At 54.9% G+C, this 13434-nt stretch carries 12 protein-coding genes; 7 read left to right on the top strand and 5 right to left on the bottom strand.

From position 1 onward, the window contains the following. Positions 1 to 205: 205 nt before the first annotated feature. Complete coding sequence (locus JJB97_RS16660; RefSeq protein ID WP_238715189.1) at positions 206 to 1234, bottom strand: hypothetical protein; 1029 nt, start codon at positions 1232 to 1234, stop codon at positions 206 to 208. Positions 1235 to 1521: 287 nt separating this feature from the next. Between JJB97_RS16660 and JJB97_RS16655 the strand changes: the two genes are divergently transcribed. From JJB97_RS16655 to ttcA, 7 genes are all read left to right on the top strand, one after another. After that, positions 1522 to 2151: a response regulator transcription factor gene (locus JJB97_RS16655; RefSeq protein WP_238715187.1), complete on the top strand. Its 630-nt coding sequence runs from the start codon at positions 1522 to 1524 to the stop codon at positions 2149 to 2151. Next, positions 2151 to 3668 (top strand): MASE1 domain-containing sensor histidine kinase, encoded by a 1518-nt coding sequence (locus JJB97_RS16650; RefSeq protein WP_238715186.1) that lies wholly within the window; start codon positions 2151 to 2153, stop codon positions 3666 to 3668. The genes JJB97_RS16655 and JJB97_RS16650 overlap by 1 nt, the downstream gene beginning before the upstream one ends. A 101-nt stretch (positions 3669 to 3769) precedes the next feature. After that, a complete protein-coding gene (uhpC, locus tag JJB97_RS16645; RefSeq protein ID WP_238715185.1) occupies positions 3770 to 5098 on the top strand; it encodes an MFS transporter family glucose-6-phosphate receptor UhpC in 1329 nt (442 codons plus the stop codon). Positions 5099 to 5108: 10 nt separating this feature from the next. Continuing rightward, positions 5109 to 6140, top strand: coding sequence for an ABC transporter substrate-binding protein (locus JJB97_RS16640; RefSeq protein ID WP_238715183.1), 1032 nt, complete (start codon positions 5109 to 5111; stop codon positions 6138 to 6140). 54 nt (positions 6141 to 6194) lie between these two features. After that, on the top strand, positions 6195 to 8267 hold the full coding sequence (locus JJB97_RS16635; protein ID WP_238715181.1) for an ABC transporter permease: 2073 nt from the start codon (positions 6195 to 6197) through the stop codon (positions 8265 to 8267). 14 nt (positions 8268 to 8281) lie between these two features. After that, positions 8282 to 9316, top strand: a complete 1035-nt coding sequence (gene fbpC, locus JJB97_RS16630; RefSeq protein ID WP_238715190.1) for a ferric ABC transporter ATP-binding protein — start codon at positions 8282 to 8284, stop codon at positions 9314 to 9316. A 656-nt stretch (positions 9317 to 9972) separates the two neighbouring features. Continuing rightward, a complete protein-coding gene (gene ttcA / locus JJB97_RS16625) occupies positions 9973 to 10899 on the top strand; it encodes a tRNA 2-thiocytidine(32) synthetase TtcA (RefSeq protein WP_238715180.1) in 927 nt (308 codons plus the stop codon). 41 nt (positions 10900 to 10940) lie between these two features. Here ttcA and JJB97_RS18855 read toward each other — a convergent pair whose 3' ends face one another. From JJB97_RS18855 to JJB97_RS16610, 4 genes are all read right to left on the bottom strand, one after another. Further along, entirely contained in the window at positions 10941 to 11060 is a 120-nt protein-coding gene (locus tag JJB97_RS18855) for a hypothetical protein (protein WP_451923556.1), read from the bottom strand. Between the two features lie 296 nt (positions 11061 to 11356). Further along, positions 11357 to 12340: a zinc transporter ZntB gene (gene zntB / locus JJB97_RS16620; RefSeq protein WP_238715179.1), complete on the bottom strand. Its 984-nt coding sequence runs from the start codon at positions 12338 to 12340 to the stop codon at positions 11357 to 11359. Between the two features lie 207 nt (positions 12341 to 12547). Then, positions 12548 to 12817 carry a DksA/TraR family C4-type zinc finger protein gene (locus JJB97_RS16615; protein ID WP_238715178.1) on the bottom strand — a complete coding sequence of 90 codons (270 nt, stop codon included), beginning with the start codon at positions 12815 to 12817 and terminating at the stop codon, positions 12548 to 12550. Between the two features lie 107 nt (positions 12818 to 12924). Continuing rightward, positions 12925 to 13173, bottom strand: a complete 249-nt coding sequence (locus JJB97_RS16610) for a GlsB/YeaQ/YmgE family stress response membrane protein (RefSeq protein ID WP_238715176.1) — start codon at positions 13171 to 13173, stop codon at positions 12925 to 12927. Positions 13174 to 13434 lie beyond the last annotated feature (261 nt).

Below are 13434 nucleotides of genomic sequence, written 5' to 3'. Positions count from 1 at the left end.
GACCACCTCCACAGGAGGTGGTGTTCAGATGGGTATAAATACCGCCCGGCCCTTTCAGGACGATGTGGCGCAGGGCAAACGTCGGGCCGAGCGGTTTCGGCCCGTTATGGCAACCCAATTAACCTGATAAACCACAAAGCGGGCAAAAACGCGCTTTCGCTCGCTTATGTCAACAATCTGGTCGGCCCCTTTTGGGGCCAGTTTGCTATCTCTTTTGGGGCGCTCGTAACGCCGCGTCTTCCTGGTCCAGATCTTTGCGGGTTTTCACCTCATACCAGTTAATGCCGCCGTCTTTATCGCACGTCACCACAGCGACGAAAAATTCCTTTCCTTTCGGATAAAACAGCCGATGCGTACCATCACTGAGCGGGAAATACCGCGCCTGCGCGTCAAAGGGATAAAGCGTCTGGTAGCGATTGTTGCAACGCATAGTGCTGCGGGTATCGTAGCTGTATAGCGCCCGGGCCAGCGTTTCCATCAAAAACACCCCCTTTGCCAGATACAGCACCCAGGCCACGCCAATAAACATACAGATAAGAATGTACTGCACATGGCCCATTTGTTTAAAAAACGCTTTCCTGCGCGTTACCCTGCCGGCAACCCATTCAGATAAAAACAACACCAGCGGATAGCTGACGAGAATAAACAGCGGTATGGAAAAAAAAAGCGCAACGGACCAGGCAAGATTGGGCAAGTCTGCGGAGCTTATCTCCATATATTCGAGGAGAAACCCGCCGGCCAGGATTTTTGCGATAAACAACACCGCGCCATATATAAATAAAAACAGGCGCCACAGCAGCGACTTTGTCGCAGCCGGCAACATCCGGCGGCAAAACAATGAAAACTGAAGCAGGCAACCGGCGGCAAGCAGAGTGACGCCGCCCATCATTATCCATAGCTGTTTGTCCGTCACGCCGCTAAAGAGCGTCAGCAGACATAGCCCGGTCAGTACGCCTGTGGTACAACTCCAGCGCATCAGCGATTTAACACGCCCTCTGCCACGCAGCGGCCAGTATCGGTTGAGCCTGGCGCGCTCCTTTTTCCCAAATCCCGGACTGGCATAGTAGTAAACCAACCACAGGCACAGCAGCGCTGTCGTCAGGAATATCGCCACGACCTGCAATGCCGGCAGGTTATTTTTCCTGGCCGCCACGGTCAGCGTCAGCGCAGCTATCCAGCAAAACAAAATTATCCAGCCCAACACAGGGGCGCCCGGCTGTCGTCTGTTAACCATTATTTTTCCCTCACTCCCATCAGCGCCGACCACTCGCCTGACGCCACTCATTCCGCTTATGTTATTAACCCGTCGGCCATCACAACCTTTGTCCTTTATTACGCTCGCTGAGGAGTTAGTGATTAAGGGTTATATGGGCGCCATTACATTCGCGCAAATGAAACTTGCAATAGCAGCAAGCGAGGTTTTTGTTTTGTTACCTTCATAGCAGATCGCTTTAGCAGGAGTTGAATAGCCGCTTTTCCTGCGCATGATAGCGCCATGTTTCTTTACACTGTCCTGATGCCATGATCACCGTAGTATTAATTGATGACCACGCCGTTGTGCGTTCCGGCTTCGCCCAGTTGCTGAATCTGGAAGCCGATATTGATGTTATCGCCCAGTTCGGCGATGCCGCTCAGGCGCTGCCCTGGCTACTGCGCAGCACGCCGGACGTGGCTGTAATGGATATCGCCATGCCTGAGCGCGACGGCCTGAGTCTGTTGCGCCAGGTACGCGCTCGCCGCCCCCATTTTCGCGCCATTATTCTGAGCATTTACGATACGCCCGCCTTTGTACAAAACGCCATTGAGGCGGGGGCCTGCGGCTATCTGACCAAACGCTGCGGCCCGGAGGAGCTGGTGCAGGCCGTGCGTTCAGTCGGCGCGGGAGGCCACTACCTGTGCGCCGAAGCGCTCAGCGCTATGCGCACAGCCGGACAACCCGTCGGCGCGCTAAAAGCGCTGACGCCGCGTGAACGCGAAATTTTCACCCTGCTGGTGCGCGGCGAAAGCGTGCGCCGCATTGCCGACGCCCTGACGTTAAGCCATAAAACGGTACATGCCCATCGCGCCAGCATACTCAGCAAGCTGCAGTGCGCCACTACAATTGAACTGGTGCATTTTGCGCTGGAGAACAATCTGCTGGCGCATTGCTGATGGGCCAGTATTTGACATACGCCGCACTGTCGCTGTTTATGCTGTTTGCCTGGGGGACATGTTGGCTGGCGCTGTGGACGATCAGCTTCTGGCTGCTCGGAAGTGATATGCACGCGGCCCTGCTGCTACCCGGCGGCGTGGGTCTGGCGTTGCTAATTTTACTGCCGCGCCACTTCTGGCCGGTTCTGCTGTTAACACCGCTGGCGCTCTCCGGCTGGCTTCATCGACACGGGCTGATAACCCAACCCGGCACGCTGTTCGCGCCGCTGCTGTGGCTGCCTGTGGCGCTGGCAGCGCAGCGCTACTGGCAACGTTTTGACCTTTACTGGCAACGTCTGTCGCTGCTTCTGGCGGCGGCGTTTATCTGTGCGCTGCTGGCGATAGCCCTCAACCTGGGACAGCCCGTCCCCACTTTTCTCGCCAGTCTGACCGGCGGCGCAATTATGGCGCCTTTTGCATGGCTCGTATGGGATGCGTTATACCGCCAGCACCGGGTCAGCCAGCAGCTTCCCGGGCAAACCAGCCCGCCGCTGCGCACGTCTTTGCTGTTATGGTGCAGCCTGTTTTTCGCCGCTGGCGCAGGCGCGCTGCTTACGCTCGCGCCGCAAATGGAGCGACTGCTGCTGATTCTGGTATTTTTGCCAAACGTGGTCATGGCATGGCGTTTCGGCTGGCAGGGCGGCGTGCTCGCCGCCCTGATCGGCAGTCTGGTCATTACCCTTGCCCGTCAGTTTGGCGTCGGTTTTGCAAGCCTTACGGAAATGGAACTGTATCTGACCACGCAGGCGCTGCTGGGAATGGGCGTAGGCATTGCCGTCAGCCGTCAGCAGCATTTAACTTCCCGTTTGCAGCACTATCGCCTGCGGCTGGAAACCGAACTGCACGCCAAACGCCAGCTAATGGAGCGGCTGGTACATACGGAAGAGGAGACGCGCAAAATACTGGCACGAGAACTGCACGACGAAATTGGTCAAAATATCACGGCCATACAGATTCAGTCCCGGCTGGTGGCCCGCTATACGGATATTCCCGGCGCGCAACAGGCGGCGGCGTCGATTGAGGCGATGGCGCTACGTATGCACAGCGTTACGCGCCGGCTTTTGCGCCAGCTTCGCCCACCTGTGCCGGAAGAAATAGGCCTGCATGAGGCGCTCCAGCACCTGATAGCCGAATTCGCCTTTGCCGAACGCGGCATCCATTGCCAGCTTGACTATCGCCTGCGCCAGGCGCCCCAAAATGATACCGTGCTGTTCACGCTCTATCGGCTGGTTCAGGAATTGCTGAACAATATCGCCCGTCATGCCCACGCCCAACGCATTCATCTGCGGCTGGAGCAGCGCGGTAAAGCGATTACCCTTGATGTACGCGACGATGGCACAGGCATCCCTGCGGGAGAACACAAAGGCATGGGACTGCACGGTATGCGCGAACGCATCCACGCCCTCGGCGGCAGCTTTACCATCGAAACCGGCAACGGGACGCGCATAATTGTTAACCTGCCCACATTTCACCAATAAAAACGCCATCATCCAGGAATAAGTCCTGGGCGGCTCAGACTGGCGCTCATCTTTTTACACATTCTCTGCTTTATAGTCACAAACGCTCACAGGGAGGGACTATGCCGCAACCGCTGTCGCCACAAGAAATCAACCAGCGCTATCGCTACTGGCGTGCGCGCCTGTTGATTACAATGGCGGCAGGCTACGCCGCGTTTTACCTCACGCGCAAAAGTCTCAACGTAGCGCTGCCGGATATGCAGCAGGCGCTGGCGCTGGACAAGGCGGATATCGGCCTGCTCGGCACGCTGTTTTACACCGCTTACGGGTTGTCGAAGTTTGGCTGTGGGTTGTGGTATGACCGTTACGGACCGCGCGAATTTATGGGGGCCGGGCTGGTTGCGACCGGCATATTAAACCTTGTTTTCGCGCTGGGCGACAACCTGCCGCTGCTGTTAACTACGTGGGCGCTGAACGGTTTCTTTCAGGGCTGGGGCTGGCCGCCATGCGCCCGGCTGCTGACGCAGTGGTATTCACGCAACGAGCGCGGCCTGTGGTGGGGATGCTGGAATATGTCTATCAACATCGGCGGCGCGCTGCTGCCGCTATTATGTGTGCTGCTGGCAAGCCTCTGGGGCTGGCGGGCGGCGCTGATGGCCCCGGGCATTATCGCAATAGCGTCAGGTATGTGGCTCTGCACCCGGCTATGCGGCACGCCGCAGCAGGAGGGGTTACCCTGCATAGGCGAATGGCGTCAGGATGCGCTGGAGCTCCGCCAGCAGCGGCAAAGCCCGCCGCAGCCGCTGTGGCCCATGTTGCGCGACAGCGTGCTGGCGAACCGCGCCATCTGGCTGCTGGGCCTGATGTACGTTCTGGTTTATCTCATCCGTATCGCGCTTAACGACTGGGGCAATATCTGGATGGCGGAAGGGCGCGGCGCAAGCCTGCTGGGCGCCAATGCAGCCGTCATACTGTTTGAGGCAGGCGGCCTGCTGGGCGCCCTGTTCGCAGGCTGGGGGTCTGACCTGCTGTTTCGCGGCCAGCGCGCGCCAATGATCCTGCTTTTCGCGCTGGGCATGTTTATCACCGTCTGCGCGCTGTGGCTGATGCCGGTTCACCATTATGCGCTACTGGCGGCCATATTTTTTAGCTGCGGCTTTTTCGTATTTGGTCCGCAGATGCTGACCGGGCTGGCAGCCGTAGAGTATTGCCACAAAGATGCAGCAGGATCAGTCACCGGTTTTCTTGGGCTGTTTGCTTACCTTGGCGCAGCGCTGGCGGGATGGCCTCTGGCGCTCGTTATTGAGCGCTACGGGTGGCCGGGTATGTTTATCACGCTGACGGCGGCAGCGACACTGATTGCCGTGCTGCTTATGCCGCTACTGCTGGCGGCCGAAGAAACGCCGGATACCCCCAATCGCCGCGTTTTTTACCCTGACCCACAACAATAAGGACAATAAAATGAAAGTCACACCGTTAACCTGTTTCATTTCCGCCGTGCTGACGCTGGCGACGTTTGGCCACGCCGTCCAGGCCAAAGGCCGTCTGGTCATCTATTGCAGCGCAACCAACGAACTGTGTGAAACGCAAGCCAAAGCATTTGGCGTAAAGTATGACGTCAAAACGTCATTTATCCGCAACGGTTCAGGCAGCACGCTGGCAAAAATCGACGCCGAAAAAAAGAATCCGCAGGCCGATGTCTGGTATGGCGGCACGCTCGATCCGCATTCTCAGGCCGGCGAGATGGATTTACTTACGCCTTACGTTTCTCCCCAACTTGCGCAGGTGCTGCCCAAATTTCGCGATCCGGCCAGGCGTAAAGGCAACTACTCATCTGCAGTTTACATCGGCATTCTCGGCTTTGGCGTCAATACCGAGCGCCTTAAAGAGAAGAACCTGCCGACGCCGCAGTGCTGGAAAGACCTTATAAAGCCGGAATATAAAGGTGAAATTCAGTTTGCCGACCCGCAAAGCTCCGGCACCGCCTACACCGCGCTCGCCACCTTCGTACAACTGTGGGGTGAAGACGACGCTTTTCGCTATCTTAAGGCGCTGAACAATAACATCTCTCAGTACACAAAATCCGGTATCGCTCCGGCGCGTAATGCCGCGCGCGGCGAAACCGCGATCGGTATCGGCTTTTTACACGACTACTCGCTGGAAAAAGAAAACGGCGCGCCGCTAACGCTGGTGGCGCCGTGCGAAGGCACCGGCTACGAAACTGGCGGCGTAAGCATAATCAAAGGCGCGCGCAACGCCGATAACGCAAAACTTTTTGTTGACTGGGTGCTGTCACAGGAAGCGCAGGAGCTTGCCTGGCGGAAAGGCAAATCCTATCAGATCCTCACCAATACCGCGGCGCAAAGCTCGCCGCATTCGCTCAGGCTCAATGCGCTAAAGCTGATTGATTACGATATGGATACTTATGGCGCAACGCAGATGCGCAAGGCGCTGATCGGCAAGTGGGTCAGTGAAGTAAAAATGGGAAAATAACACAAGCCGCGGCGCTAACGCCGCGCTCTTTCGATACCGCCGATGAGGCACATTATGTCTGAAACGTTATCATTACGCGTCCCGCCGCGCCGGGATGCTATTTTCGGCTGGCTGGCGTTTGCCTGGCTCGCCTTTGTGCTGCTACCTTGCTGGAGCCTGGATTACGGCCTGCTGGCATCTACGCGCGATGAAATCCTGGAGGCCTACGGCTGGGCATCGCTTGATATTAGTCTGCTTTGGTTTTTGCTGCCCTGCGCGCTGCTGCTGCGCCCGCTCACGCCCGCCGGGCGAGACAGCCGCCGCCACCTGTTTGACGCCGGCTGGGCGCTGGGGTGCATGGCATTCGTCATCGCAAGCGCCGCGCTAACGGGCCGCGGGCTGGGTTACGCCAGCGTTGCGCTGTTTATCGCGCTTGGCGCTGTTATAACGCTTGCGCTGTCGCGACGGGAATGGCTCGGCGGCGACCGCTTCGTCATCGGCGTGCTGCTGATCATTATTGCGCTGATTGGCGTATTCATCGTCTGGCCCAGCGTGGCGATTTTTATTCCCATGTTTGAAGACCAGAGCGGCGCATTCGCCCCACTGGCGTTTCTCGGCGTGCTGACGCAGGCGCATATCATGCGGATCATTATCAACTCGGTATTGCTGGCCGCCGCCGTCGGCGCAGGCTGCACTTTCTTTGGGCTGGTGCTGGCAATTTATACTACGCGCATTGCCAAACGCAGCGCCGTCATTGGCCGCGTGTTTTCCATTTTGCCGATCGTCACGCCGCCGTTTGTAGTGGGGCTTGGCGTGACGCTAATGATGGGCCGCGCCGGCTACGTCACCCAGTGGCTGACAACGTTCGGTTTAACCAACACCAGTTGGCTGTACGGATTTACCGGTATCTGGCTGGCGCAGGTGCTGGCTTTCACGCCAATGGCGTTTATGATCCTGGACGGCGCGATTAAAACCATTCATCCTTCTCAGGAAGAGGCTTCCTACACGCTGCGCGCCAGCCGCTGGCAAACATTCTTTAATGTGTTTATCCCGCTGCTGCGCCCGGCGCTGGCTAACGCTTTTCTGATTGTGGTGGTGCAGTCGCTGGCGGATTTCAGCAACCCGCTGGTCCTTGGCGGCAACTTTGACGTGCTTGCCACCCAGATCTATTTCTATATTACCGGCTCACAGCTCGACTACCAGGCCGCCAGCACGCTCGGCGCTTTCCTGCTGCTGTTTTCACTGGGGGTGTTTTGTATTCAGTATCTGTGGATCGGCAAACGCTCTTACGTAACGGTTTCCGGCAAATCTTACCGCGGCGACGTACAACCGTTGCCGCGCGCGCTTATCGGCGGCGTAAATGCGATCCTGGCAGTCTGGGTGGCGTTTAACGCGCTGCTCTACGGCAGCATTTTTTACGGCAGCTTTACGGTGAACTGGGGCGTGGATTATTCACTCACGCTTGATAATTTCATCAAGCTATTCGGCCAGGGCATGAGCGACGGCGCCTGGCCTTCACTGCTCGATACACTGCTGTACGCCGGTATCGCAGCCCCCATCACCGCCGTATTTGGCCTTCTTATCGCCTGGATGGTAGCGCGCCAGCAATTTCGCGGTAAAAAGAGCATTGAATTTACCACGATGCTTTGCTTTGCAGTACCCGGCACGGTGGCAGGCATCTCCTACCTGCTGGCGTTTAACAGCGCGCCGGTCTACCTCACTGGCACCGCAGCCATAGTGATTATCTCAATGGTGATGCGTAATGTGCCGGTAGGCATTCGTGCCGGGATTGCCGGGCTGGGGCAAATAGATAAATCGCTTGATGAAGCCTCGCTTAGCCTGCGCGCCGGTTCGCTGCGCACCATCACTCATATCCTGCTACCGCTGCTGCGCCCGGCAATGCTTTCAGCACTGATTTACAGCTTTGTACGCGCCATCACTACCGTCAGCGCCATTGTATTTTTAGTAACGCCGGATACCCGCGTGGCCACCGCCTATATCCTCAACCGCGTAGAGGACGGCGAATACGGCATTGCCATTGCCTACGGCTCCATTCTGATTGTGGTGATGCTGGCGATTATTTTCTTTTTTGACTGGCTCATTGGCGAGGCTCGCACGTCCCGCTCCCGCGCCAGAAATCTGTCCTGATGGAGAGTTTAGTCATGCCCTTTCTTGAATTACGCAATGTCAGCAAACGCTTTGGCGACAATACGGTCATTGATTCGCTGAACCTGGCGATTCCCAAAGGAGAGTTAGTCACGCTGCTCGGTCCTTCCGGCTGCGGTAAAACTACGGTGCTGCGCCTGGTCGCAGGCCTGGAGAGGCCGAATGAAGGGCAAATTTTTATTGACGGTGAAAACGTGACGCATCTTTCCATTCAAAAGCGGGATATCTGTATGGTGTTTCAGTCCTACGCGCTGTTCCCGCATATGACGCTTGGCGAAAATATCGGTTACGGACTGAAGATGCTCGGCGTGTCGGGCGCACAAATCAGGCAGCGGGTCAGCGAAGCGATGGAACTTGTGGATTTAGCCGGTTATGAAAATCGTTTTGTCGATCAAATTTCCGGCGGCCAGCAGCAGCGCGTCGCACTGGCGCGCGCGCTTATTCTCAAACCTAAGGTACTGCTGTTTGACGAACCGCTGTCAAACCTTGACGCTAACCTGCGGCGCAGTATGCGCGATAAAATTCGCGAGCTACAGACCCGGTTCAATATTACTTCGCTGTATGTCACGCACGATCAGAGTGAAGCGTTCGCCGTCTCCGATACGGTGCTTGTGATGAATAAGGGGCGTATTATGCAAATGGGCGCGCCGCAAACGCTCTATCGCCAACCTGTGTCACGGTTTATGGCCGGATTTATGGGCGAAGCAAATTTTTTTCCTGCCTGCGTTAGTGGCGACAGCGTGGACGTGCTGGGCTATCGTCTGCCGCGCCCGGAAAATCTCGCATCCACGCAGCAAGGCGAGTGCCTGCTTGGCGTGCGCCCTGAGGCCATTTCACTGCGTCATGAAGGCGCGGAAAGCCAGCGCTGCGCCGTCAGGCAGGTGGTGTATATGGGGCCGCAGTATGAAGTCACCGTAGAGTGGCAAGGACAGCCGGTATTGCTACAAATTAGCGCGACCCAAATGCCGCCCGCCGCCGGAGAGACATTTTTTCTGATTATCCATGAATGGGGGACCTTTGCGCTAACGTAACTCTGCGGCAAAACGCTAAACAAAGTTATATTAACGTGCGCGAAAAGGCTTGCCTGCCGCGCGCGTAAAATATCTCCGACCCCGGCATAACTGCAGGTAGCTAACCTGAGCAATATTCACTGAAATATGTTGAGTATCTTCTGAAGGGTTTCTAAACAGCTTCCTGAAAAAGCGCCTGACGAAACGGATGTACCCGGCCTTTTTCACGTATTGTTATCATGCGAATCTTTCATATAAGGCCGGTTTTGTTCTCTGCCGGTAAAATCTCAACCAGTCTAAAGTCAGGAGGGAGCTGGCATTCTTCCCTTTCAACCCTCATCCCGACAAACGCCTTACGCACAGTTTCGCAAAGCAAAAGCCGTATGACAGCGTCGGGCATAGGGCGAGAGGGTGCGCCACACATAAAACGTGCTGGTATTCGCCGTCGTAATCCGTACCATACGCGGCATATATTTGCCTGCTGACGCCTGTCAGCCAGTGTGGCCCATCGTTTATTGCAAGCCTGGTGGACATGAAACCGCATAGAGGATCTGTGAGGTTTACGGTGCATGGATTGAAGTTCTGAATAGTGATGGGGTAATGGCGCTCAACAATAGGCTGGCGCTGTAAAAAAAATTGCCCCATATATGCTTTTTTGGTTTCAGAGATAAATTAAAATGAAAGAAAATCAAACAGATAATAAAAAAGAACAGTATAATCTCAACAAATTGCAAAAGCGCCTGCGCCGAAACGTAGGCGAAGCGATTGCCGATTTTTCTATGATTGAGGAAGGCGATCGCATCATGGTTTGCCTGTCCGGGGGGAAAGACAGTTACACCATGCTGGAAATTCTGCGTAACCTGCAGCAGAGCGCCCCGGTTAACTTCAGCCTTGTAGCAGTAAATCTCGATCAGAAACAGCCCGGGTTTCCGGCGCACGTTTTGCCGAATTACCTCGACAGCCTCGGCGTGGAATACAAAATCGTCGAAGAGAATACCTACGGTATCGTGAAAGAGAAGATCCCGGAAGGCAAGACCACCTGCTCACTGTGTTCGCGCCTGCGCCGCGGTATTCTGTACCGCACTGCCAGCGAACTGGGCGCGACCAAAATCGCGCTTGGCCACCATCGCGACGATATCCTGCAAACGCTGCTTTTAAATATGTTCTACGGCGGCAAAATGAAAGGAATGCCGCCAAAATTGATGAGCGACGACGGTAAACATATTGTCATTCGCCCGCTCGCTTACTGCCGGGAAAAGGACATTGAGCGCTTTTCCCAGGCTAAAGGCTACCCCATTATTCCATGTAACCTGTGCGGCTCGCAGCCCAACTTACAGCGTCAGGTAATTGGCGACATGCTGCGCGACTGGGATAAACGCTACCCCGGACGCATCGAAACCATGTTCAGCGCAATGCAAAACGTGGTGCCTTCTCATTTATGCGATACCGGACTGTTCGACTTTGCCGGTATCGTGCACGGCGGCGAAGTGATTGACGGGGGCGATCTGGCATTTGACCGGGAAGATATTCCCACGATACCCAACGGCTGGCGCACGGAAGATGAAGACGCGCCACAGCGCCTGGACGTACTGGAAGTAAAATAATGTAACGCTCCCCCCCGGCAGCGGGGGGAGCGATTTTATGCTCAGGCATACGGCGGCGGATCGACAACCGGAGTTGGATCGGGCGGCGGGTCGGGAGTGGGCTGCGGCTGGGGTATCGGCTCCGGAACGGGCGTCGGATCGACGGGGATCGGGTCACTCATGCGTAAAAATGAGTACATTCTTACCTCCTGACTTACAACCTGGTCTTTAAAGGGTAGAAGCTCAGGCGCAAAAGAGATAAAAAAAAACCGACTTTATTTAAGCCGGCATTGTACGAATTAATTATGCTATGCAGTAATTCAAAAAAAGGAAGTAAGACAATATGGAGCGCAACGCCCATCGCTTGACGTTGCATTCACCTGCGAAAGGGATAATGCCGCTATTTGCCCTTGCAATTATTGACTTCGATCAGATTTAGTACGCTTTCTGTTATTCCATTAAAGCAAATAGCTAAACCTTACAACCATTTACCTCGCCTTAACCACCACATAACGCCCGCTATCAATAACGCTAACAATAACGTAAAAACAGCGAAACCGTAACGCCAGGCGCTGCCGGGTATCCCCCCCAGATTGACGCCAAAAAGCCCGGTAAGCAGCGTACTCGGTAAAAAGACCATCGCCATCACCGACATGGTATACGAGCGCCGTGTCAACGATTCCTGCATGAGTTGAGAAATCTCATCGGCCATTACTGCCGTGCGGGCAATACAGGCGTCAATCTCATCCAGACCACGGCCAAGGCGATCGCAGACGTCCTGCATACGTCTGCGCTGGTCATCATCCATCCATCGCAGCCTCTCGCTGGAAAGCCGGGAGTAAACGTCGCGCTGAGGCGCCATATAGCGGCGCATGACGATAAGTTGTTTACGAATCAGCGCCAGCGTGCCGCGCGGCGGCACCTGCTGGTCCAATAAACTGTCTTCGAGATCCATAATGTTATCATGCAGCCCCTCGATAAACTCGCTGGTATGATCGGTAAGCGCATCACACACCTCTACAAGCCATGCGCCGCTGTTTTCCGGGCCTGTGCCTTCATTGAGATCGCTTATCACATCGTCCAGCGCCAGTACCTTACGACGACGGGTAGAGACAATTAAATGCTCATCAATATAAATACGCACAGCCACCAGTTGTTCGGGGCGTTCATTAGTGCTGGCGTTAATGCAGCGCAGAGTGATTAACGTCCCCTCGCCCTGGCGCGACACGCGCGGGCGACTGCTTTCACCTGCCAGTGCATCACGTACCGCATTAGGCAGCAGCGTGGTGGTGGCAAGCCACTGCGCGCTTTCAGGCTGAGTGTAATCAAGGTGCAGCCAGCAGGGATGGCTTCTGTCATAGACATCATTATCCGCAATCGCCTTAACGCCTCCCTTCCCGTCCAACTGCCAGGCAAATACCGCATCCGGCACGTTAAGCTGCGCCCCTGTAATAATATCCACGCGCCTCTCCACGCTAAACAATAATCCTGTCAGTCTAGACGGCCCGCTTTGTTAAGCAAATCCGATGTGCCGGGAATGACTCAACGGTAATACCGGGATAACGGGTATTATCGCCTAAAAATACTCATGATTAAGTCAATCAGCAAAGTATGAAAATAAATATGACGGAAGTTAAACTACCCGGTAAATAATGCTTTTATACAATCATTATCTTAACTGGCTGTCTTTTGAACCACGCCGATTATAACCAGAAAATATTTTTTGCCGTTCATCTTCTTTTTGCTGACAAACGATACACAGCCGCACGCCAGGAATAGCCGCCCGGCGCGCTTTCGGTATGGGTTCACCGCACTCATCGCAATAATGCAGGCTTTCGCCTCCCTGTGGTAACGCGCCGCGAGCACGGTCAACCGCATCCTGTACGGTGCTTTCGATTTGTTCCTGCACTGCGCTATCGCCAGCCCAACCAGACGCCATAACCGCTCTCCTGTTAACGTTAATACCGGTAATTATAGCATTCGTCATCCTTTTGCAGGCAAAGAAAAACCCGCACGCGGCGGGTTTTTCGGGTAAACGCGGACAAATTAGCTGCGAACTTTGCGATAAATGAACAGCACAACCAGCGCGCCGATAACAGCGACGATAAAGCTACCAAAGTTGAAACCGTCTACTCGACCAAAACCGAAGAGCGTGCTGATCCAGCCGCCTACTACGGCACCCACAACACCAAGCACAGCGGTCATAATAAAACCGCCGCCATCTCTTCCCGGCATGATCCACTTAGCCAGAATGCCCGCGATTAAACCAAACACAATCCAGGAAATAATACCCACGGTTTCCTCACTTATTGTTTCATATATACGTTATAACGGGGTACGGCGAAATCCTCCGCACGTGTAAAAATTTAGCACAAATCACAGATATCGCCAAACCAGAAATACTGTAGTGCTAAATATTTATTTTTGTAGTTGTACGCCAATAAATAAGACATTTCATAATTAACGTGTTTTATTCATTATACTATGCAATGAATTATTGGCCAGGCGCGCTATACGCTAAATAGCTGCGCCAAATAGTAGATCACTTTGAGGGAA

The organism is Tenebrionibacter intestinalis (genome assembly GCF_016632365.1).
GTDB classification, from domain to species: Bacteria; Pseudomonadota; Gammaproteobacteria; order Enterobacterales; family Enterobacteriaceae; genus Tenebrionibacter; species Tenebrionibacter intestinalis.
Note: the sequence above shows the minus strand (reverse complement) of the source record. Positions and strands in the feature narration are given on the sequence as shown.

What these genes read in the sequence shown, in the direction of transcription:
- JJB97_RS16635 (WP_238715181.1), top strand. Translation starts at nt 6,195, where the DNA reads ATGTCTGAAACGTTATCATTACGCGTCCCGCCGCGCCGGGATGCTATT.
- JJB97_RS16660 (WP_238715189.1), bottom strand. Translation starts at nt 1,234, where the DNA reads ATGGTTAACAGACGACAGCCGGGCGCCCCTGTGTTGGGCTGGATAATT.
- JJB97_RS16650 (WP_238715186.1), top strand. Translation starts at nt 2,151, where the DNA reads ATGGGCCAGTATTTGACATACGCCGCACTGTCGCTGTTTATGCTGTTT.
- fbpC (WP_238715190.1), top strand. Translation starts at nt 8,282, where the DNA reads ATGCCCTTTCTTGAATTACGCAATGTCAGCAAACGCTTTGGCGACAAT.
- JJB97_RS16655 (WP_238715187.1), top strand. Translation starts at nt 1,522, where the DNA reads ATGATCACCGTAGTATTAATTGATGACCACGCCGTTGTGCGTTCCGGC.
- ttcA (WP_238715180.1), top strand. Translation starts at nt 9,973, where the DNA reads ATGAAAGAAAATCAAACAGATAATAAAAAAGAACAGTATAATCTCAAC.
- JJB97_RS16615 (WP_238715178.1), bottom strand. Translation starts at nt 12,817, where the DNA reads ATGGCGTCTGGTTGGGCTGGCGATAGCGCAGTGCAGGAACAAATCGAA.
- JJB97_RS18855 (WP_451923556.1), bottom strand. Translation starts at nt 11,060, where the DNA reads ATGAGTGACCCGATCCCCGTCGATCCGACGCCCGTTCCGGAGCCGATA.
- JJB97_RS16640 (WP_238715183.1), top strand. Translation starts at nt 5,109, where the DNA reads ATGAAAGTCACACCGTTAACCTGTTTCATTTCCGCCGTGCTGACGCTG.
- uhpC (WP_238715185.1), top strand. Translation starts at nt 3,770, where the DNA reads ATGCCGCAACCGCTGTCGCCACAAGAAATCAACCAGCGCTATCGCTAC.